The organism is Thalassospira lucentensis (assembly GCF_001613805.1).
Taxonomy (GTDB): Bacteria; Pseudomonadota; Alphaproteobacteria; order Rhodospirillales; family Thalassospiraceae; genus Thalassospira; species Thalassospira lucentensis_A.
On the sequence record NZ_LPVY01000012.1, the window covers coordinates 195,108 to 216,311 of the forward strand.

Annotated in this window: 22 protein-coding genes, 2 tRNA genes and 1 riboswitch; of the genes, 14 read left to right on the forward strand and 10 right to left on the reverse strand. The window is 56.3% G+C overall.

The features are described from left to right. Nucleotides 1–50 precede the first annotated feature (50 nt). The 5 genes from AUP42_RS11950 to AUP42_RS11970 all read left to right on the forward strand — a co-directional run bounded on the left by AUP42_RS11950 (nt 51) and on the right by AUP42_RS11970 (nt 2,657). Complete coding sequence (locus AUP42_RS11950; RefSeq protein WP_062951831.1) at nt 51–317, forward strand: hypothetical protein; 267 nt, start codon at nt 51–53, stop codon at nt 315–317. Nucleotides 318–557: 240 nt separating this feature from the next. Continuing rightward, nucleotides 558–779 (forward strand): hypothetical protein, encoded by a 222-nt coding sequence (locus AUP42_RS11955; protein WP_062951832.1) that lies wholly within the window; start codon nt 558–560, stop codon nt 777–779. 112 nt (nt 780–891) lie between these two features. Next, complete coding sequence (locus tag AUP42_RS11960) at nt 892–1,419, forward strand: adenine phosphoribosyltransferase (protein ID WP_062951833.1); 528 nt, start codon at nt 892–894, stop codon at nt 1,417–1,419. Nucleotides 1,420–1,544: 125 nt separating this feature from the next. Beyond that, nucleotides 1,545–1,991, forward strand: a complete 447-nt coding sequence (locus AUP42_RS11965) for a hypothetical protein (protein WP_062951834.1) — start codon at nt 1,545–1,547, stop codon at nt 1,989–1,991. A gap of 123 nt (nt 1,992–2,114) precedes the next feature. Continuing rightward, nucleotides 2,115–2,657: a Panacea domain-containing protein gene (locus AUP42_RS11970; RefSeq protein ID WP_062951835.1), complete on the forward strand. Its 543-nt coding sequence runs from the start codon at nt 2,115–2,117 to the stop codon at nt 2,655–2,657. Between the two features lie 28 nt (nt 2,658–2,685). Here AUP42_RS11970 and AUP42_RS11975 read toward each other — a convergent pair whose 3' ends face one another. Both AUP42_RS11975 and AUP42_RS11980 read right to left on the reverse strand, forming a co-directional pair. Continuing rightward, complete coding sequence (locus AUP42_RS11975) at nt 2,686–3,741, reverse strand: ChaN family lipoprotein (protein WP_062951836.1); 1,056 nt, start codon at nt 3,739–3,741, stop codon at nt 2,686–2,688. Nucleotides 3,742–3,789: 48 nt separating this feature from the next. Then, nucleotides 3,790–4,947: a trans-sulfuration enzyme family protein gene (locus AUP42_RS11980; RefSeq protein WP_231858259.1), complete on the reverse strand. Its 1,158-nt coding sequence runs from the start codon at nt 4,945–4,947 to the stop codon at nt 3,790–3,792. Between the two features lie 93 nt (nt 4,948–5,040). Here AUP42_RS11980 and AUP42_RS11985 point away from each other — a divergent pair, with 93 nt between their 5' ends. Together AUP42_RS11985 and AUP42_RS11990 are read left to right on the forward strand one after the other, a co-directional pair. Beyond that, nucleotides 5,041–6,363 carry an NAD(P)/FAD-dependent oxidoreductase gene (locus AUP42_RS11985; RefSeq protein ID WP_062951838.1) on the forward strand — a complete coding sequence of 441 codons (1,323 nt, stop codon included), beginning with the start codon at nt 5,041–5,043 and terminating at the stop codon, nt 6,361–6,363. A gap of 116 nt (nt 6,364–6,479) precedes the next feature. Beyond that, on the forward strand, nt 6,480–7,208 hold the full coding sequence (locus AUP42_RS11990; protein ID WP_062951839.1) for a DUF4198 domain-containing protein: 729 nt from the start codon (nt 6,480–6,482) through the stop codon (nt 7,206–7,208). 108 nt (nt 7,209–7,316) lie between these two features. Here AUP42_RS11990 and AUP42_RS11995 read toward each other — a convergent pair whose 3' ends face one another. The 5 genes from AUP42_RS11995 to AUP42_RS12015 all read right to left on the reverse strand — a co-directional run bounded on the left by AUP42_RS11995 (nt 7,317) and on the right by AUP42_RS12015 (nt 13,880). Next, a complete protein-coding gene (locus AUP42_RS11995; protein WP_062951840.1) occupies nt 7,317–8,360 on the reverse strand; it encodes an MBL fold metallo-hydrolase in 1,044 nt (347 codons plus the stop codon). A 208-nt stretch (nt 8,361–8,568) separates the two neighbouring features. Continuing rightward, nucleotides 8,569–9,522, reverse strand: a complete 954-nt coding sequence (locus AUP42_RS12000) for an ABC transporter substrate-binding protein (RefSeq protein ID WP_062951841.1) — start codon at nt 9,520–9,522, stop codon at nt 8,569–8,571. 71 nt (nt 9,523–9,593) lie between these two features. Continuing rightward, nucleotides 9,594–10,391: an ABC transporter permease gene (locus tag AUP42_RS12005; RefSeq protein WP_062951842.1), complete on the reverse strand. Its 798-nt coding sequence runs from the start codon at nt 10,389–10,391 to the stop codon at nt 9,594–9,596. Next, the gene (locus tag AUP42_RS12010; RefSeq protein ID WP_197468280.1) at nt 10,388–11,212 is read right to left on the reverse strand and encodes an ABC transporter ATP-binding protein; all 825 of its coding nucleotides are present in this window, start codon (nt 11,210–11,212) and stop codon (nt 10,388–10,390) included. The genes AUP42_RS12005 and AUP42_RS12010 overlap by 4 nt, the downstream gene beginning before the upstream one ends. Further along, a riboswitch (TPP riboswitch) is annotated at nt 11,203–11,314 on the reverse strand. Its footprint overlaps the gene before it by 10 nt. Before the next feature lie 1,168 nt (nt 11,315–12,482). Continuing rightward, a complete protein-coding gene (locus AUP42_RS12015) occupies nt 12,483–13,880 on the reverse strand; it encodes a CoA transferase (RefSeq protein ID WP_156484608.1) in 1,398 nt (465 codons plus the stop codon). A gap of 104 nt (nt 13,881–13,984) precedes the next feature. On the opposite strand from AUP42_RS12015, the gene AUP42_RS12020 reads away from it, so the two are divergent. Further along, nucleotides 13,985–15,130, forward strand: coding sequence for a citrate/2-methylcitrate synthase (locus tag AUP42_RS12020; RefSeq protein WP_062951843.1), 1,146 nt, complete (start codon nt 13,985–13,987; stop codon nt 15,128–15,130). 322 nt (nt 15,131–15,452) lie between these two features. Then, nucleotides 15,453–16,049 (forward strand): GNAT family N-acetyltransferase, encoded by a 597-nt coding sequence (locus AUP42_RS12030; protein ID WP_062951845.1) that lies wholly within the window; start codon nt 15,453–15,455, stop codon nt 16,047–16,049. Between the two features lie 6 nt (nt 16,050–16,055). On the opposite strand, the gene AUP42_RS12035 is transcribed toward AUP42_RS12030, so the two are convergent. Continuing rightward, nucleotides 16,056–17,144, reverse strand: coding sequence for an alpha/beta hydrolase family protein (locus AUP42_RS12035; protein ID WP_062951846.1), 1,089 nt, complete (start codon nt 17,142–17,144; stop codon nt 16,056–16,058). A gap of 48 nt (nt 17,145–17,192) precedes the next feature. Further along, nucleotides 17,193–17,498: a DUF6506 family protein gene (locus tag AUP42_RS12040; protein WP_062951847.1), complete on the reverse strand. Its 306-nt coding sequence runs from the start codon at nt 17,496–17,498 to the stop codon at nt 17,193–17,195. A gap of 115 nt (nt 17,499–17,613) precedes the next feature. Here AUP42_RS12040 and AUP42_RS12045 point away from each other — a divergent pair, with 115 nt between their 5' ends. From AUP42_RS12045 to AUP42_RS12065, 5 genes are all read left to right on the forward strand, one after another. Next, nucleotides 17,614–18,774, forward strand: a complete 1,161-nt coding sequence (locus AUP42_RS12045) for an acetoin utilization protein AcuC (protein ID WP_062951900.1) — start codon at nt 17,614–17,616, stop codon at nt 18,772–18,774. Further along, nucleotides 18,771–19,217 (forward strand): DUF192 domain-containing protein, encoded by a 447-nt coding sequence (locus AUP42_RS12050; RefSeq protein WP_062951848.1) that lies wholly within the window; start codon nt 18,771–18,773, stop codon nt 19,215–19,217. Before AUP42_RS12045 ends, AUP42_RS12050 begins: the two co-directional genes overlap by 4 nt. A 184-nt stretch (nt 19,218–19,401) precedes the next feature. Continuing rightward, a tRNA-Pro gene (locus tag AUP42_RS12055) sits at nt 19,402–19,478 on the forward strand. A 127-nt stretch (nt 19,479–19,605) separates the two neighbouring features. After that, entirely contained in the window at nt 19,606–19,899 is a 294-nt protein-coding gene (locus AUP42_RS12060) for an ETC complex I subunit (protein WP_062951849.1), read from the forward strand. A 145-nt stretch (nt 19,900–20,044) separates the two neighbouring features. Beyond that, nucleotides 20,045–20,121, forward strand: a tRNA-Arg gene (locus AUP42_RS12065). Nucleotides 20,122–20,222: 101 nt separating this feature from the next. Here the strand turns inward: AUP42_RS12065 and AUP42_RS12070 are convergent. Continuing rightward, the gene (locus AUP42_RS12070) at nt 20,223–20,738 is read right to left on the reverse strand and encodes an HNH endonuclease (protein ID WP_062951850.1); all 516 of its coding nucleotides are present in this window, start codon (nt 20,736–20,738) and stop codon (nt 20,223–20,225) included. Nucleotides 20,739–21,204 lie beyond the last annotated feature (466 nt).

Sequence of the window (21,204 nt, forward strand, 5' to 3'; positions counted from 1 at the left end):
GCAGGGCAGGGCATAACGGGCAGCCGATCTTGTCAGAACAGGAAAACATCATGAGCATTTCATTTTCGGACGCGCAGAAAAAGCTCGAACAGATCACAGCCGAGATGCTGGAGCTGATCCGCAAATACGGGCTGGATGCTGAAAGTCCGTTTGATGTGATCCCGGTTGCACGCGCCAAAATCGACAATCAGCAGGACTATATCCGGTTTCTCGAACTGTCTATCGAAGGCCGTATTTACGGCGAATATGCCGATGCCCTTAAAAAGAAAATGGACGAAGAAGTCCGCCAGGCCGACGCCAACAAAAAGATGCATTGAGACGATCCTGGTATCTGCGAAATGGCGGATTTTTTCACTCAGCCAAAATATTGTTTTATAGACACTTTCGTCGATTAAGGCGGGGTGTCACAAAATATTCCCGATCTTGTCACCGTCCTGCCGTTGAGACGCGGCCTTTAGGGGATTATATCGCTGCTTGACGATGCGCTGGGTTAACCGGGCGTTGTTATTCCGAAGGGGATTGTCATTCGGAACATCACGAGCAACAGGATGGCTGACATGAACAAAAGTTATGTCCAGACCTTGATGGAAGTTGAAAAAGTATTTGGTCAGATCAATGATCATGATTACCGCCTTTACCGTGCAGTATGGGGTAACCGGCAGGCAGCCGGGACCGGTTTGCCGCGCGGGACGCGTGCCGAAATCAGCAAGAAACTTGCCAACGACTTCGTTGCAGCCAACGGTGCTGTAATGCACCGAAGCGCGGCACACGCGGCCTAGTCACCACTGCGGTATTTGCCGCCAATATTCCGGAATACTTGATTTCAAACCGCCATCTGGTGTTAAAGATGGCGGTTTTGTTTTTCAGGTTAACCTCGACCGGAGTTCTCCCATGTCGATCAAATCGCTGATCCGTACCATTCCCGATTACCCGAAAAAGGGAATCATGTTTCGCGATATCACAACACTGTTTGCCGATGCAGACGGCTTGCGCGATGTGGTCGACGGTTTTGCCGCCGAATTCCAGGATAAAAAGATCGACGTGATTGCCGGCATCGAGGCGCGCGGCTTTATCATTGGTCCGGCCGTGGCGGTCGCCCTTGGTGTCGGTTTTGTTCCGATCCGCAAACGCGGCAAACTTCCGGCCGAGACCATCGAAGTCGAATATGAACTTGAATACGGCTCGGACGTGATCGAAATGCACACCGATGCAATCAAGCCCGGTCAGCGCGTTCTGGTGATGGATGACCTGATTGCGACGGGTGGCACGGCGCTTGCCGCGATTGATCTGATTGAAAAGGCGGGGGGCGAGGTTGCCGGTTGTGCCTTCATCATTGATCTTCCCGATATCGGCGGGGCGCAAAAAATCCGTGATCGTGGTGTCGATGTCTTCCATCAGGTCGAATTTGAAGGCGATTGACGCCTCAAAACCGGTTCTGAACCTTGAAAAATGACGATTCTTGTCTCTTTTGGGTCGTAATTGGGATATAATCTTACAGTTGAATGATGCTGTAATATGTTCCGGTTTCGGCTGGAGAGAGGAAAATGGTCGTACCTGCCGTCAATAACCAGTCCGTAAGCCAAGTCAGCCAGTATGGCAGACTTGCAGCCGCTGGTGCGCGCGGTATGGCGACGGTTGATCGCAATGCCCAGGTTCAGGCACCCAGCGAACATTACACCTATGACCCCGATAATGACGGTATCCTGTTCAATGCCTATATCGATGGCAAGGGCAGCAGAAATTCCGGTCAGGGCAGCGCAGGTGAGCAGAAAGACCAGCGCGCGGAGCAAAGCCGTTTTTCCGCCGCCCGTCGTGCCAGTGATCGCGAAGGGGCGATTTCATCTGAAAGCGACATCGATTTCGCAAGTTTCCTTGATCCGGAAATCCCGTTTGATCTGAGTGTGAATAGCGGCACCTCGTTCTATGCGGTTGTCAACGCCGTCGTGCATGGAGCTGGTGTTCGCGGTACGCGGGTGGACGCCTATATCTGATATGCCGGGCGACAGGCCCGAGCCTTCTTCAAAATTGAAAACATTCTTTACCGGTCCTTGTTGTCCCATCCCTGCGGCATTATGATCACGGCTTGATCATGCGTTTCCATTGCTGGATCTGATATGCAGAACAAGCCGGTCCTCAATTCCGTTTTCGAAGCCGTTTTTCGCCTGATTGATCATGCGCTGAACGATAACGAATATCTGCAACCGCAAAAGCTTCATCGTCTGCTGTATCTTGCACAGGCCTATTACGGTGCGAATTATCATGGTCGGATGTTGATGCCCGCCATATTTGTCGCTGATGATATCGGACCAATTGAACCCAATGTTTATGCAGTGATGGAAGAAAGCCGTCCGGATGTGCGGCTTAAATCGGTTGATCCCAAAACGCAGCATTTCATTGAAAGCATCTGGTCGCAGTTCGGCCATCACTCGGTCGAACATCTCAGCGAGACCGTGCGCAATCATCCACCTTATCTTGATGCCTATAAACAGGCACCGGGGACGCTGATCCCGTTTCAGGTGATGGTCGATTTTTATGCCTCTGTCCGCAAAAGTGCCACCACGCCCGAGGCAAAGGAAGTCGTCCGCCCGCGCGTCATGCGGTCGCACAAGGGTAAGCCGGTCGCGACCACTGACTGGTTGCCCCGCCGTATTAAATAACCGATCAAATCGTCACGATTGCAGATGATTATTGGCCGATATTCATGTCTTCGCACGGATCGGTGCGTGGCAGGTCATTGGTAAACCACATGAAATCCGCAATATCTTCCGATCCCATCCGCAGGGCATAGTCATTCACCCCCGGAAGGTTTTCGCCCGGATCGTCGGCCTCGACCAGGATGACGACCGCAATGTCATTATCGGTCAAATCTGGTGAATAACGACGCAGGTGATAGGGCACGGCGATATCGTCGCGCACATGCATGGCACCGGCAATCAGGAATGCGCCATCCCTGCTGCCGGCATTATGTGCATCAATCATCGCACGGGCCAGCGAGGCATCGCGGGCAAACTGCACAAGCGAGAAAGCAGGCAGTTGCGATTTGGGCAGCATATTGCAGTGACCCTCGGCAATTTCCTGATCAAAGCGCGCGGCAATGTCATCGGGCAGGGGCGGTAATGCAAGCTTTTCTGCAAGCTCTGTCGGCAGGGCGCTGATACCTTCGCTGATCATGGGGCGCAGGACATTCTGGGGCAGGTTGCCAGCAACCATAGATAACCCGTTTTCCCGGGCTGCCTCGGCAATCGGGGCATAGTCGTGCCAGGAAGGCCAGCCGCTCTCACCCCAATTCATTTCACTGCCGAGTTCATCGGGGGATACAGTCTGCCACGCCTGATCAAGGCTTTCCTGCTGGTCGCGATTAAACATTTCCCAGACAACCGCCCGCTTGGTGTTTTCGCGTTTGCTTAGCGCGCGGACCAATTGGGCCTGATGATGGTGGTGGATCGGGTTGTCATGTTTTTCACCAATCAGGACAAAACGGCTCCCGGCAAGGCGCGAAACCATGTCGTCAAACATGACATAGCGCTGTCCGGCCATATCAAAGATCAGTCCGGGGGCCGGTGGCAGGGCATCCGCATCGGGAATATCACGAACGCTTGCCGGTTGGCTTGGCCCGGCGGCTTGTGCCTGTGCCGACCGAACCGAAAATTCCGTCGCCGCGATCATTGCCGTTACGGCAAGACACAGTGAAAATGACTGTTTGAAACAATATCGTGTGCGGGCACGAAACGCAGTTTTCATCACGCGTGGAATTTCCAGTCCATTGATTGGCCAATTTACAATCCGACTTTATTTACTCAAAGTCAGGGCGGTTTCAATATCATGGATCAAGTCATTGATATCTTCGATACCAACAGACAAACGCAACAGATCATCGGGCACCGGGCTTGTCGGGCCTTCGACCGACGATCTGTGTTCGATCAGGCTTTCGACCCCGCCAAGTGATGTCGCGCGTTTAAACAGCTTGCACTGATTATGGAAATCCACGGCCCGCGCGCCGCCACCCTTGACCCGGATCGACATCATGCCGCCAAAGCCGCCATTCATCTGGCGTTTGGCAATGTCATGGCCGACATGGCTTTCAAGGCCGGGATACTGGACCTGTGCGACTTCGGGGTGGTTTTCGAAATGGCGTGCAATCGCCATCGCATTGGCACTGGCCCGTTCGACGCGGATTGACAGGGTGCGCATACCACGCAAAAGAAGCCATGCTTCGAACACGCCCAGAACTCCGCCGCCGCCAGCATGCTGTTTGCAGACCCGTTGCCAGAATTCGCTGTCCTTGTTTGCGGTGGTCAGGGTGCCTGCCAGAACGTCGCTATGCCCGTTCAGATATTTGGTGGCCGAATGCATGACGATATCAGCACCCAGTTCAATCGGGCGGGTCAGAAGTGGCGTGGCAACCGTATTATCGACCGCAACAATCGCACCGGCCTTGTGCGCGGCGTCGGCAACGGCCGCGATATCGGTGATCTGCCAATCCGGGTTGGCGGGCGTTTCCAGCCAGACCATTTTTGTTTTACCCGGCTTGATATGGCTGACCCAATCGGCTGTGTCGCCATTGTCAACGAAATCAAATGTCAGACCGGCGCGCACACCGCTATCAAGCATGAAACTGCGCAGTGCCCAGTACATCACCCTTGGCGCGACGACATGATCACCCGGCGACAGTGCATGCAGCAACGCAACCGCGGCGGCCATGCCCGATGCGAAAAGCCGCGTCTGTGCGCCGCCTTCCAGCGCATCAAGAACCGCACAGGCCTGATCATAGGTCGGGTTGTCGGTCCGGGTATAGCAACGGCCATCGTGATAGCTAAGATCGGTATTGCGTTCGAATGTGGTCGAGGGATAGATCGGCGGGGTAACCGAACGGGTGGTTTCTTCGACCCAGCCCAGTGCCTGGGCTGTGATGGTTGCAGGTTGCTGTTTCTTGTTATCGGCAGACATGGTGGCACCTGATTTTGTTGTCATTTATTGCCACGCAACATAACGTGGAACGCGCCACATCCCAAAACGAAAACAAGAGAACGACCCATTCAAATGCCCCACACACCGAACGCCCCTCAAATTGACCTTCCTGAACAATGCGATGTCGTCGTCATTGGTGGCGGGATTCACGGTTCTTCCAGCGCCTATTACCTTGCCAAGGCGGGCATGAAGGTTGTCCTTCTGGAAAAGGATACCATCGCCTCGCATCAGTCCGGGCGGGCATGGGGTTTTGTTCGCCAGCAGGGCCGCGATCCGGTTGAATTGCCCCTGATGATCGAATGCAACCGTATCTGGCAGGGGCTTGAAAAGGAACTGGACGCTGATCTGGAATGGCGGCAGGGCGGGGTCATGTTTGTTGCCCGCGATGATGCGGAAATGGCCGAATTTGAACAATGGATCGAAGACGCAAAAGGATTTGATATCGAAACGCAGGTGCTTGATCCCAAGGGTGTCGCCCGGATCGCACCGGGCATCACGCGCCCCGGTGTCGGCGGGATTTATACGCCCTCTGACGGGCAGGCGGAGCCCAAAAAGGCCGCCCCTGCCATCGCAAAACGTGCTGGTGAACTTGGTGCGGTCATCGCCGAGGGCTGCGGTGCCATTGGCATTGAAACGAGTGGCGGTGCAGTCAGTTCGGTGATATCCGAACGTGGCGAGATCAAATGCAAATATGTCATCTGTGCTGCTGGTGCGGCGACGCATAAATTCGTTGCCAAATTCGGACGCCGTCTGCCGCAGCAAACCACGCGTGGTACGGTGATCCGTACAACTCCGGTGCCGGATATTTCGGCCGCCGGAACGCTGGCATCCGGCCTTGCGTTTCGTCAGCGCGCCGATGGTTCGATGAATATCGCCGACGAGTTCATGACCGATCTGGATTTGACATTGGGCCGGTTCAAATATGCCCGCGATTTTGCGCCGGGCCTGTTTGCCAACTGGGCGACCTTCAAATTCCATCTGAACAGGCGGTTTGTTGATGATCTGGTCGATCGCCTGCCGGGTTCGGCGGCATCACAGCAGCCATTGATCGGTCGCCGCGAAAATCAGGCACAGCCATACGAAGTGCGGGTGAAGAACGCGATGGCCAATTTGCAAAAGGTCTTTCCGCAAATCAAACAGGTGGGTGTTGTCGACAAGTGGGCTGGCGATATCGACGTCACCCCCGATGCGGTGCCGGTGATCGATCAGTTCGACAATCCCAAACATTTCTTTGTCGCCACCGGTTTTTCCGGCCACGGATTTGCCATGGGGCCGGTGGTCGGCAAGGTGCTGGCGGACTGGATCACAACCGGGCAGCCATCCATTACCCTTGCCGGGATGGAGCTTTCACGGTTTGAGGATGGCACCATTCGCAAGCCGCGTACGCGGGTCTGATTTTATCTGGACGAGGAATGACCTGATGTCGGGGCCGTTTAAACGGTCTTGACGCAGGGTATCTCCCGTGCAATTAAATGATATGTTATAACATAACATTTAATTTGAGGTTCATAATGAAATTTGCATCGGTCGTCGGTGTTGGTCTGGCTCTTTTCGGAGCGGCACAAATCGCCAATGCGCACGGCGTCTGGGTTGCGCAGCGCTGGGATGAATATGGAATTATCTATGGTCACGGGGCCGAGGATAATGACTATGATCCGGCCAAAATCAAATCGGTTACGGTTCTGACCGAAGACGGCAAAGCCAGCGAAGGCAAGGTCGAGGCCCGCGATACCCATGCCATGATCGTACCGGGTGAGGATGCGGCCATTGTCCTGATCGATTTCGATAACGGCTTTTATACCGAGGGACCGGACGGCAAATGGGTCAATCAGCCCAAATCAGCCGTCGAGGGGGCAAAACAGGCGGGCCATTATCTGAAACATTCGGTTTCACTGCTGCATATTCATGGCGATATCCCTGCCTTGCCAGCACAGCCGTTGCAGATCGTGCCACTTTCCAATCCGACCGAACTTGAAGCGGGTGACGATTTCAAGGTCCGGGTGCTTTATGATGGCAAGCCCCTGCCGGGTGTTGCGATCATTCCCGATTATGTCAATCTGGCCGAAACCCTGATTGGTGAAACCGATCAGGATGGCATTGCCGATATCACCGTGCGCAATGACGGGCTGAATGTTGTTGCGGTCAAACATTCCGTTCCGCTTGAAAACAATGCGGATGCGGACCTGATCCAGCATTTCGCAACCCTGTCATTCACCGCAGGGGGCGAGCACAGCCACTAGTCAATTCCCATAGCCGAAAACGCGTTTGCAGTTCTCTCAAACATTGTGATCGCGTTTTGCGGCTAACGAAGACCGGCAACGATCTGCACGTTGCCGGTCTTCACCTTTTTACTGGGCTGCTTCCGTTTCGTTATCCGCGTTTATCGGATGGCTGATTTTGCCGGGAAAGAAGCGTGTTGCCCCAACGGGGGCTGCAATGAAATCATTGTCGGCAATGCCGGCTTCCCTGCGCGCCGATGCCAGCCGCAATGGCGGTTCGTCAACCGGCTCCGCGGTCAGGACGAACGTGCCCCAATGAATGGCAAGCGCCTGTTTGACGCCCATCACCTGCATGATCTGAACGGCTTCTTCGGGGTTGGTGTGGGCATGACGCATGAAATCGCTGGGTTCATAGGCCCCGATCGGGATCAGGCCGAAATCGATCCCGCCATATTGTTCGCCCATTTCGGCAAAAAGCCGTTCGTTCCAGCCGGTATCACCGACGAAATAGAAACGATAGCCGTCGGCGAATTCAAGGATGTATCCACCCCACAGCATTTCCTTGCGGTCCTTGGTGGTTCGCGCTGACCAGTGATTGCTTGGCACATGGGTGATTTTCAAATCCCCGTGCGAAAGGCTTTGATCCCAGTCGAGTTCGCCATAGCGATCCGGGCGGATTCCGGCGGTTTCAAGCAGCACACCGTTTTTCAGCGGCAGGATATAGCGCGGCGCATTGCCGATCTTGCGCAGGCTGGCAACGTCGAAATGGTCGTAATGATTATGCGACAGCAACACCAGATCAAGCTTGGGCAGTTCATCAATCTGCAATCCCGGCTGGCTGTAGCGTGCGGGGCCAAGATGGCGGAACGGCGATGCCCGTTTGGCAAAGACCGGATCGGTCAGGATATTAAGCCCGCCATATTGCACCAGAACTGTTGCATGGCCGATCCAGGTAACTTGCAGGCGTGCCGGGTCCGGATTGTGGATGGCATCCAGATTTGGCGCCTCGGTCGGGATTTTGCCGCGCTGATGTTTGGCTTTCGGCCAGTTTTCAGCCCCGAAATAACGCCGTTTCATAAAACGCCAGAATGACCGTTTGACCAGATCGGGCAGGGGATAGCGGTTTTCAAATCCGGAATCGGTGTGATGTGGCGGTCGGTTATCATTCGTCACGTGGTCAAATCCCCTGATCGGCTGATTGTTGTTTTGATCCTATCAATGTGTCGCGGATCGGGAATTGTGCAAGTGGGACCGCTGTCAGGATTGGGACGAAGAAAAGGCCGGAACCGGGGCGGGTTCCGGCCTTCATGACGACACCTGCTTCTGACCGGTAAAATATCACCGGAGAAATCAGGTGCCGCGGGGGGAAGGTTCGGGCAGATTATTCGATCACGGTCACGTAGCTATCAAGTGCCGGAGTGGTTTCGATAATACCCTGATCCTTGAGATAGGTGGCAAAGCGGGCATAGCGGGTCCGGTCAATCGCGGCCGGACGCAAGGCAAAGCGCGGCAGCGTATCGGCCCATGCCTTGATGTTGAGTTCGTCATCAAGGTTTGGATAGGCGGCGATAAAGGCCTGCCAGCTGTCATCGGGATGGTTAATCAGATACTGAACGCCTTCTTCAAGGGCGGCCAGCATACGGGCAAAGCGCGGATCATCGGTTTTGTCGTTGCGCACCGTCAGGATCAGTTCGTCATAGGGCGGAACGCCTTCTTCCTCGACATAGAAAGCCTTGCCCGGTTTGCCTTCGATTTCCATCTGGTTAAGTTCGAAATTGCGATAGCCGCCAATGATGGCATCGACCTGCCCGGAATAAAGCGATGGTGAGAGCGAGAAATTGACATTGACCAGCTCGACATCATCAATCGAAACCCCGTATTTGCCCAGCATCGTGCCAAGCAGGGCGTCTTCAAACCCGGCAAGCGAATAGCCGATTTTCTTGCCTTTAAGGTCGGCGATTTCCTTGATCGGACCGTCTTTTAGCACGATCAGGCTGTTAAGTGGGGTTGCGACCAATGTGCCGATCCGGGTCAGTGGCAGGCCTTCGGCGGCCTGTACGTGAAGCTGTGGCTGATAATTGACGGCAACGTCACCCTGACCGGCGGCAACAAGACGCGGCGGGGCGGATGGATCGGCCGGTTCGATCAGCTCGACATCCAGACCATGTCTGGCAAAAAAGCCCTTTTCCTTGGCGACGATCAGCGGTGCGTGATCGGGATTGACGAACCAGTCGAGAAGAATGGTGAGCTTGTCGGCGGCAAAGGCCGGGCTGGTCATTCCCATCGCAACCGCGCCAATCGTGGCCGCGGTGATCATGGATTTCAGGCGTGACATGGATGAACCTCCTATCGGATATCGGATATATTTGTGATGTTCTGCCCCGCGGTTTTCGCGGGGAATTCGGTTTATTTTGCCGGTTTCAGGCTGTCGGGCTGCCAGGGCAAAGCCGCACGTAACGCCCGGTCGACAAGGAAATATTGCGTGATTGAAAAGGCACACAGGATCAGCAGGCAGGCAAAGACCATATCGATCTGAACCCGTGCATTGGCATGCAGCATCAGATAGCCAAGGCCATGACTTGACCCGACCCATTCGCCGATCACAGCCCCGATGGGGGCAACTGCGGTTGCGACCCGAAAGCCCGAGGCAAATGAAGGCAGTGCGGCGGGCAGGCGCACATGGGTCAGCAATCGCCAGCGGCTGGCACCCATGGTGCGGGCAAGGTCGAGAAAGCCCGGTTCGGTGCGCGATAACCCGTCAAAAAACGCGACGGTGACAGGGAAGAAAATGATCAGGGCCGCCATGGCGATTTTTGAGCCCAGACCAAAGCCCAGCCATAATACCAGAAGGGGGGCCAGCGCAAAAAACGGGATCGCCTGCGACACCAGCAGGATCGGCATCAGCCAGAACCGGACGGGGGCGAAAAGCGCCATCGGAAGGGCTGCCAAGGCGCCCAGTGCCGCCCCGGCAAAAAGCCCGATCACGGTTTCGGCAATCGTGTATCTGGCATGGTCAAGCAACACGTCATGACGCTTGATCAGGGTCAGCCAGACTTCATAGGGCGCGGGCAGCATATATTTTGGCGCGCCGGTCATGGTCACAACAATCTGCCATGTCGCGATCAGCGCGCCGATGATGATGACGGGCCGGGCGAGTTTCAGCAGGCGCCGTTCGGTAAGCGGAGTGCGGGATGTCTTATTCATGCCGTTCCCTCCGCCCGGTTGAGTTCCTCGGCGGTGGCGCCAAGCTGTCGGAGCAGTTCAGCCTGATGGCGGAGTATTTCCGGATCGGTGACATCGCGCGGGATGCTGCCCGCCGGAAGGATGGCTTCACTCAGGACCGCCGGGGTACCGCGCAGGACATGAACGCGATCCCCGATCCGAAGCGCTTCGAGCGGATCATGGGTGACCAGCAAAACCGTTTTGCCGCGCAATACCCGTGCGGCAAGGTCCTGAAGGCGCATGCGGTTAAGCGGATCAAGGGCGGAAAAGGGTTCATCCATCAGGACAACCGGACGGTCTTCCATCAGGGTGCGGGCAAGGGCGGCACGCTGCTTCATGCCGCCGGAAAGTTCGGCCGGGCGCAGGTGGGCGGCGTCTGATAACCCGACCTTGGCAATCAGCGCATCGGCGCGCGCAAGATCGGGGCGTTGATTGCGAAGTACCGCCCCCAGAACGACATTTTCCCGGACGTTCCGCCACGGCAGAAGCAAATCCTGCTGCGCCATATAGGCAACCCGGCCCAAAAGCGGCCTGCCATCCGAGCAGGTAATATCCCCGCCCGCCTCGCCATCGACCAGCCCGGCGAGATAGCGCAACAATGTGCTTTTGCCGACACCGGATGGGCCCAGCAGACAGGTGATGCTGCTGGCGGGTAGGGTCAGATCAAGATCATGGAAAATATCGTCGCCGTTAAAGGCCACCCGACCACCGTGCAGATGAATATCAAACGGCGTCGTATTTCCCGACATGACTGGGGGATTTGGGGATGTTGCCGGTTTCGGCACTGGTTCTGTCTTGCGCATGCGATCCTTCCTACGCCGGTCTTAACCGGTTCAGGTTCAAAGGGTCGTCCGGCAACACCGAACCTCTCAGCCGATTCACGATCGGCCCCCCTGGAGATGACGGGACTATGCGCAGATCATGGCGGGACGTCAAGCATTGGAAAAAGTTCTTGATTTGTTCTTTTGTTTGTGGCATAAAGATAAAGTCAACGGGAGAAATGCACCCGGACCGAAGCCCGCAAAGCCTTACAGGCTCTGCGGGTTTTTGCGTTTGGGGCTGGATCAAAGAGGGGGGCAGGATGCAGCGGCAAGGATTGAGGCAGGGCGGCGGGGCAATCCGCAGGATATGGGTCGGCGGATGGCGGAGCCATTACGGCGGCGTTCCGCGCCGGTTCTAATACGCTTTTGATACGCTTGTTTGTCATGACGGGAGAGGTGCGTCTTGTCGGGGAACGGACCCCGGATTTGCCGAAAGCGGCAGCAATGGCAGTAATGGCGGCATCGGATTGCGGCCCATCGGTGGTGGACAGGTTGGGGGCAGTGCGCCCGAAATCCGTCTGCTGGTGAAAATGGCGGCAGCCCGAGGTGGGGCTGGATGCCGGGGTGGCAGGTTGCCGCCGTGGCCGGAAGATGATCGAAGTGGGCAGTGAGCCTTTGGACCGTCTGTGGGCCGTCTGTGGACCATCGGTTGGCGAGGCTGGCGGCGGCCCGAGGTGTGTCTGAACGTCGGGGGAGCAGGTTGTCGCCGCAGCCGGAGCGGGTCACGAGCCGGTGGATGTTCCGTGGGGCGTCAGCTGGCGAGGCTGCAGGAGGTCCGAGATTTGTCCGGACTTCGGTGGTCATGCCACTGGCGGAGGTCGTCGGAGCGGGCAGCGAGGCTGAGGGCGTTTTGTGGACGTCTGCTGGCGAGGATGGCGGGGGCTTGAGGTTTGTCCGGGCTTCGTGATCGTGGGGTTGCCGAAAGGGGCAGGAGTAGGCGGCGAGGCTTTGGGGTGTCTGGTGTCTGGTGGAAGCCCGAGGTTTGTCCAGCGTTGCCAGAAGTCCCGCATCACCGGAAGTCGCCGTGGAGGATTTGCCGGACGAGGCACCGGAAGAGGCAACAGTGCCAGCATCGAGCAGCATCGAGCCATGTCCCGTTGATGGTGGACAGGAGAGGGCCGTGACCCGAAAGCTGTCTGCTGGAGGGGCTTGCGAAAGCCCGGGATTTGTTCGGGCTTTCTGGTTGCGGGAGGTCCGATTTGCGGCTGTGTGATTTGCTGTTGCATCCGTCCGGATTTCGTTTGGGGCGGCATCACCAGACCGGATCGGCCGTTCGGAGTTTGCCTGCCGGGTGATCCCAGCCATGTGCGACGCCATCAATCGTGGCCGGGAAGCGAACGCGCCGGGCCTTGCCCCAGCTTGTGGTTTCGAGATGCGGGGCGATGTCCTTTTCGGTTTCGGGGGCGATGGTTTGAGTTCGGGTGGATTGGGCGGTCTGGCAGAGCAGATGGGCGGTGCGGGCGAGCGAATGGCGGGCGGTGGTGATCTGGCCGGTCTGGCTGCGGAGCAACAGGGCATGGATCGTGCTTGCCGCCATCAGATAGCCGGTGGCGTGGTCAAGGGCCTGAACGGGAAGGGGCGTGGGTTTTGGCGCATCGGCCTGTTTCATGCCGAAATCGGCGATGCCGCAGCTCATTTGGACCAAACTATCAAAGCCGCGCCGTTTGGCCCACGGGCCGGTCCAGCCATAGGCGCAGAGTGTGACATCAATCAGGCCGGGATTGATCCGGCGAAGTTCGTCCGCGCCATAGCCAAGACCCGGCAGGGCATCGGGGCGATAGCCGTGCAGCAGGATATCAGCCGAAGCCAGAAGGCTTTCGAATGTTTGGCGATCCTCGGCACTTTTGAGGTCAAGCCCGGCACAGCGTTTGCCAAGGGTGACTTCGGGGATTACCGCGCCCTCGTCCCAGTGGGGCGGGTCGATGCGCAACACATCCGCGCCATAGGCCGCGAGAAACCGCCCTGCGACCGGACCGGCCAGAACGCGGGTCAGGTCAAGCACGCGAATCCCGGCCAAGGGGCGGTCGGGCCGGATAACGTGGCGGGATTTTGGGGTGATACCGTGATGCTGCCAGCCGATCAGCGGTTCGGCCGCAATTGCAACCCCTTGCGGATGGGATTGCCAGTCACCCAGGCTTCGCATGGTGGCGGCACAGCCGCCCGCCGCAATGATTGCGGTTTCAAGGGCATCGGATTTCCAGTTTGCGACAATCGGGGCGAGGGCTTCGCGGTCGGTGTAATCGCCCAGAACAGACAGGGCAGCCGCACGGTGATGCGGGGCGTTGGTGTGCAGCCGTATCCAGCCATCAGCGGTTTGATAGTCACCGGCAATGGTGTCCCAGACCGGCGGCAATTCCCAGCCCATCGGGCGGATCGTCATATCAAACCATTTTGATGCCAGCCGTTGATCAATGGTGACGTCTGCCAGATCGCCAGTCGCCAAACCGCGATAGCGCGAGATCATGGCGGATGCGATGCCGATGGACGCAGTCGCAAGATCGGTGACGGCAAAGAAGGATGGCAGGGCGTCCGTGCCGGTGATTTTGATATCGGGCAGGGCGTTTGTGCCGCCCGGAAGATCAGGGGCGGCGTTAAGGGCATCGGTGATCGGGGCGATGAACGGATTGGTCTTGTCGGTCATGGCGGTCATGTTGGTGGCTCCTTTTTCCGCATTGGTGGCGCGGGGCGGGGGATTGATCGGTCAAGGATCACGCGGGGCTGGACAAATCGTCAATCTTGATCAAGATAATCAATATGAAAAATCTGGATGATCCGATGAATGAAACGGCATTTTTCACGCTGTCGGCACAGGAAGTCTGTGCGGCGACCGGCATATCGCGTGATACGCTTTATGCCTATGTCAGTCGCGGGATCGTGCGTGCGATTGCCCATCCCGGTGATGCACGCAAAAGCCTTTATGACCATCGCGATGTGCGCAAAATCATCGACGGTAAAAAACGCGGCCGGTCGCGGCAATCGGTGGCGGCATCGACAATTGACTGGGGCGAACCGATTCTGGTGTCGAAAATCACCCGCATTGCCGATGGGCGGTTTTTCTATCGCGGCAGGGATGCGGTGGAGCTGTCTGATACCATGACACTTGAAGATGCCGCGCGGCTTCTGGCGGGGTTGCGGGTCGATCAGGATCGGTGTTGCGCACCCGATTTCATGCCGGCCGATCACGCCACCCCGTTTGATCGGATGATTGCGATGATGGCGGGCGAGGTGACAAACCACCCCGCCGGGGATGGCCGGCCGGCAGCGGCGAAGCTGATGCGGCTTGCGCCATTGGCGGCGGCCGGTATGCGTGATGACGGCGAAAGTCCGATCCATGTGATGCTGGCGCGGGCCTGGTCGGCAAAGCCGGAAGCGGTGGATTTGCTGCGCCGTGCGCTGGTGCTGTGTGCCGATCATGAATTGAATGCGTCGGCCTATGCGGTGCGGGTGGCAGCATCGGCAGGCGCGAGTGTTCCGGCGTCGTTGCTGGCGGGGTTGGCGACATTATCGGGCAGTCGGCATGGCGGGTTAACGCCGCGTTGCCGGGCATGGATGGACCGGGTGGAAAGGCGCAAGATTGATCCGGTGCAGGATGGCGTGCCGCCCGGTTTCGGCCATCCGCTTTATCCCGATGGTGATCCGCGGACGCGTGCGATCATGCAATCCTGCGGGCAGGTCGGCGATGCGTTCTGGGCACGGATTGCGGACCGGGTGACGGATGAAACCGGGCAATATCCCAGCCTTGATTTCGGGCTGGCGTTGCTGGAACGCGAGCTTGATCTGCCCAAGGGGGCGGGGCTTGGCATTTTTGCCGTCGGGCGCATGGCAGGCTGGATCGCGCATCTGTTCGAGCAGCGCCAAAGCGGCAAGATCATTCGGCCCCGGGCGGCTGTGGCCGGGTAAAAGGGCGGGGTTCTGCCCCGGTATGGAGCCTGTGGTGCGATGGACTCCCGCGTTCGCGGGAGTGACGGTTGAAGGGGCGGGAGTGACGATTGAGGGGGGATTGCCCGCAACAAATCCAGCAACAAATATTGTCATTCCCGCGCAGGCGGGAATCCAGGGGGCAGGTCAGAAAGGGATGATTTCGGCCAGCAGCGGGCGGCGCGCCATTTAAGGACAGGCAAGCCCGAGCGCGGGTCAGGCGCGTGATCTGTATCACATCCTTAACTTGTGAAATTATGCCGTCCGGCTATCTTTCTGATCGACAGGATCGCGGAAGGTACAGATGCAGGACCGGCAAAGATTTTCCATTCATCATGGCATCGAGGATGGCCATATCGACAAGGCGCTTGATCTTTTCTGGCAGGCGTTTCGTCAGAAACTGGCACCGGTGATGAAACCCGAAGACAAGGCGCAATTATTCCTGAGACGGGTTGTTGATCCGGCCCATGCGATCAGTGCGGTATCGTCCGATGGCGATTTGCTGGGCATTGCCGGTTTCAAGACGGCAGAGGGGGCGTTTATTGGCGGGACGCTATCGGATGTCTGCGCGATTTATGGCCTATGGGGCGGTTTGTGGCGCGGGATTTTGATCGAGACGCTTGAACGGGATCTGTCCGAGGGGGGTCTGTTGATGGACGGGATTTTTGTTGATTCGGATGCGCGTGGCAGGGGTGTCGGGACGGCACTTCTGGATGCGATTGCACATGAAGCCCGGATGCGCGACCTGAGGCAGGTGCGGCTTGACGTGATCGATACCAATCCGCGGGCCCGGGCACTTTATGAACGATGCGGCTTTGTGGCGGGCGATGTGCAGGAACTTGGCCCGCTTCGTCATCTGTTCGGGTTTCGGACGGCAACAACGATGATGTTACAGGTTTGATGCCGGTTATTGTGCCGGGGATGGGGTTTGCGTGACCTGTCTGATCCAGGTGATGATGTGATCCATCGCGCCGGGGGCATAGGCATGGCGCCCCATCGCGATAAAGGCCAGTTTGACGATGTCGGGCATCTGATCGGCAAGCTGATAATTGAACAGGCCTGCGCGCAGCAGCCCGTGTGTTGCATCGGGAAGGGTGATGACCCTGTTTAGCGGATTGTTGGGCAGGGCAAGTTTGCGATAGATCGCCGCGTTATGCGCCGGATCAACATTCAGGTCATCCTCGCCCCAGAGGGCAAGCAGGGGGGATTTGATGGTTGCAAGCGACCCGGTGGCATCCGATCCGATATTGCGTTTCACGAATTCATAGCGGTCCTGTGCCATGACTTCCTGATCATGGGGGATGGCGAGATAATCCTGATAGGTACTGTCGGGGCCAAAAATCCGGTCATCCATATTATGCGCGGTTTCAATGCGCATGGCGATTTCATCGGGCCGGGTGCCAAGGGCCTCAAGCCGTGTGCGCATGTAATAGGTGCCCTGTCGCTGCCAATTGACCGCCGCGCCGATCAGGATGTGAAAGGCGGCATCGGGCAGGCGGTTGGCGATATCGGGGATGACCCAGCCGGCCTGCGAGAAACCGAGAAAGCCGATTTTGCGGTTCTGATTGCCATCAAGATTGCGTAGGGCGGCGAAGGCGGCCATCGCCTCGTTGGCGCGATCATTCATGGATTGATCAAGCCAGTTTCCCGTGCTGTCGCCCACACCTGCCTTGTCCCAGCTATAAACACCGATCCCGCCATCAAGCAGGCTGTTGATCAGCGGCAGGTAACCGTCATTTGAAAAGCGGTCCTGCGGGCCATCGCCATGGATCAGAAGGACAATCGGGGCCGGGTCGGCCGCCGCACCATCGGGCAGGATCAGGGTGCCCGAAAGCCGGTTGCCATGATCGTCAAATTCGACAAGACGGCTATTGCGACCTTCAAGATCAAAATCGGCAAGCCCCGAAAGGGTAAAGCCAGCGCCAATGACAATAACGATGATCAGGATCGCAAGCCCCGCGAAAAGGTGGCGGCGGTTTGATGTTTTAAGGGGCACGGGTGGGGCTCCGACTGTTTTGGGGCGGTGACGATTGCTTAAAAGCGGTCAGGACGATGTCATGAAACGGGTCAGAAGGGCCTGATTGGCGGCGTCAAACGTGACGCGACCAAGGGCGACGCGGCCATCAAGTGCCTTTTCGACCGCATCAAAATCCGTATCGGAAAAGCCGCCGCAGGTTTCAATGACCTCTATCCCGTCCTTGGCAAAACCCTGTGCGGCGACGATGTGGGCGGCGATATTTGACGCGGCAAAGATATGGGTGGTGAAGCCATCGCCGGGCAGGGTGGTTTGCGTTCCCCGTACCGGATATCCGTCGGCCTTGATCAGAAAGGCATAGTTTTTGATCGGCATGGGGCTGCTCGTCGTTTAAGAAAAGAGACGTTTAAGAATAACCGTTGGATCGCAAGACTTGCGCGGATGCGATTGCGCGTCAATCCTGCGATGCCCGAATGAACCATGAATGGTCATGATGCCATCTGATGAACCTGTTCTGAATTATCCCGATCATCGCCGCCATGATATCCGTCCGCGCATGATCGCGGCCGAGATTTATCGCGGGTCGAGTTACGGGCCGAAACACCCGCTTGCGATCCCGCGGGTGTCGCTGGTGGTTGATATGGTGCATGCAATGGGCTGGGTCGATGGGGATAATTATCTGATCGGGCCGGTGGCGACGCCGGCACAATTGGCACGCTTTCACGATCCCGACTATATCGCCGCCGTCGCACAGGCCGAACGCGACCGGATGCTGCCCGAAGACATGATGGTCAGATACGGATTGGGTAAAAACGGTAATCCGATCTATCCGGAAATTTTCCGGCGTCCGGCGACTGCCGCCGGATCATCGATTATGGCAGCACAACTGATTTCGGATGGGGGGATCATCCATCATCCGGCGGGGGGTACGCATCATGGTTTGCGCGACCGGGCATCGGGGTTTTGTTACTTCAATGACCCGGTTCTGGGCATACTTGAATTGCTCGATTCGGGGCTGGATCGCGTGCTTTACCTTGATATTGATGCCCATCACGGGGACGGTGTGCAGATTGCATTTGCCGATGATGACCGAGTTCTGACCGTGTCCATGCATGAAGAAGGGCTATGGCCGAAAACCGGGCATATCGATGATATTGCGGGGGGATTTGCGCGTAACCTGCCGATGCCAAGCGGCATGAATGACGATGAAATGCGCTATGTCCTGAATGAGTATTTCCTGCCACTCGCGCAGCAATTTTCACCACAAGCCATTGTTTTACAATGCGGTTGTGATACATTAGCAGAAGATCCATTATCCAGACAGATGCTGGGAAATCAGGCCATTTGGGACGTGGTCGGGGCCATGATCAAGATGGCACCCAGATGTCTTGTACTGGGGGGCGGAGGATATAACCCTTATGGGGTTGCGCGCTGTTGGTCCGGGGTGTGGGCGGTTGTAAACGAAATCGAAATACCCCCTGTGTTATCCGTCACAGCGGAAAATATCCTGCGTGCCATAAAATGGGCACATAGCCGTGGAAAGCAGCCGGACGAAAAAATGCTGACCAGCATTAGAGATCCGTGGCGCGGCGGGGACATACGTGACGAAGTCAGGACACGCGTCCATAGACTGAAGGGGTATGGGTTATGAAGTCGTTCATTCAAATGACCTTGGTCGTTTGCTTTATCAGTGCTGCCGTTGTGGCGGGGCTGAATGCAAAGGCGACAGGGTTTGAACGATCGCGCCTGCTGGTCGATGGCAAGGTTTTCAATGTTGAAATGGCAGTAACACCTGATGAACGGTCGCGCGGATTGATGTTCCGCACCGAGATGGCCGACGATGCGGGGATGCTGTTTGATTTTGGCCGTGCCAGCGACATTTCGATGTGGATGAAGAACACCTTCATTTCGCTTGATATGCTGTTTATCGACAAGAATGGCGTGATTGTCGGAATTGAAAAACGCACGGTGCCGAAATCCGAAACCATCATTCCGGGGCCAAAGCCGGTGCGCTTTGTTCTGGAACTGAATGGCGGATCGGCCGACCGGTTGGGATTTGAAGTTGGCGAGAAGGTCGAAGGGCTGCCGCGCTAAGACATCGTAGCGGCACCCGTGATAGGCCCGTTGCGGCCACGCGATCCTCAATCAGCAATAGCAAGGCCGCAGATGATCTCTGCGGCCTTTGGTTTCTGAGCTGCATTTTATTTCCAATCCGGGCAAAAAACGCATAATGCGGTCTTGCCCACCCGGAATTATGGTGCTAAATCCACATCCGCGTCGGGGAGTAGCGCAGTCTGGTAGCGTACCTGCTTTGGGAGCAGGGGGTCGCGAGTTCGAATCTCGCCTTCCCGACCATTTTTCCCTTTTGCCATACGGACACGTTTTCATGTGCCGGCAAAAGGTGTAAAAGATGAAGAGACAGCGGGTGTTAGAGAGCCCCGCATTGTTGTCATCTTATCCGACGGTCAAGACGAGGGTCCCGATGAAGGTCCGTGTTTACAAACCTGCCAAAAACGCCATGCAGTCCGGTCGTGCCGCGACCAAACACTGGGTGATGGAATTTGAACCGGGTGCAAAGAAGGTTGCCGATCAGCTTATGGGCTGGATCGGTTCGACCGATACCCGCGGCCAGGTGCGCATGTATTTCGATACCCTTGAAGAAGCGCAGGCATTTGCCGCCCGTCACAAGCTGATTGCCGATATCGAACAGCCGAAATCGCGCGTCCGCCGGGTGCAGGCCTATGCAGACAACTTCGCGTTCAAACGCGTCGTCTGATCTTTCGGCCATCAAGGCGGTCGATCACCATCATCGGGGCGGTTTCCGCCCCGTTCGTCTGACAGAAGACGTTAAAGACTGAAAAGATATCATGCCGGGCAGGCGTCCAATGCTTTGCCCCGGGGCACCAACCGGCCCCCACAGCGGTCCCTTAGCTCAACTGGATAGAGCAACAGACTTCTAATCTGTAGGTTGCAGGTTCGAGTCCTGCAGGGATCGCCATTTTTCTTCTTTAATGTGTAGAGCTTATGCTCTGTTTTCTGTTTATCTGCACTAGGTTGACGGTCGTTCATAGCAAAAAAGCCTGCCCCATATCTCTTTTCTTAGAGTTCGTGGGATCCTAGCTCTAATATGAGTTCTCGGCCTTTTTGCGTAATTCTTAGTGTATCTGGGCTTATCTTCATTCCATCGGCTATTACTGGTTCTAGCTCTTCTTCAATAGTAATAAGTTCAGAGTCCGTAATGCGTTTTAGCAGAATATGGATGAATGGAGGCCATTGCATTCCTTCTCCAACAGGTTTTTTTGCCAGTTCAAACAGAATATCCATTTCGAGCTGGGAGTACTTGTCATGCATGAGCCTGAGGTTGGCTTTGTAAAAGTGTAGCGATTTTCTGTCGATCTCGCCTTTGTCGGCGCGGCTGTGGCAGTTTGGGCAAAGTGCAATCAAGTTCGTATACTCGTGTTTCTTGCATGTTGCCCATGGAACAATGTGGTGGATTTCTGTTTCAATATATCTGCAGGTTGGGATTGCGCATCGATGCCCAGCTTCAACGAGGACTCGCCTTTTTATGTCTGCTGGCATTGGCGGTCTTGGATCGTTATTGGAAGTTGCTGTCATGACTGTTTGCTGAATTTTTGAGGCGATACACTGGTCCTCGTCAGAGGATATGGCCTGTTGTTAACTTTACGAACCGAATTTTGCTGGTTCTAGGTTTATTTGAATAGTTTTCCGAAGCTCTTGTCTAGCTCTCGCATCTCCCGTGCGAGGTTACCTTCAATCTTGATGTCCTGCCTACAGGATGGGCAGCGGATAGAACGTTTGTTGCTGAGTTCTCCGAGAGTTTTCTTGAAACTCTTTTGGCAATTGGGACAATCGATGTCGACTTTCTGATCGCGAAATGGATTTTGCATAAACATTTCTCACGCTTTGGTTGTGGTTTCGGTAGCGTGAAGGATGGTCTTGGGGCTGTCAATAAGAGATAGTTAATATGGTGTCTCGGAAGAAGTGCTCTTTCAGCGTTTTTGAAACGGACACTGAGGCCTTCGCTATTTTCATTTGTGAGAGTGAAAAGAAAAAGGGGACT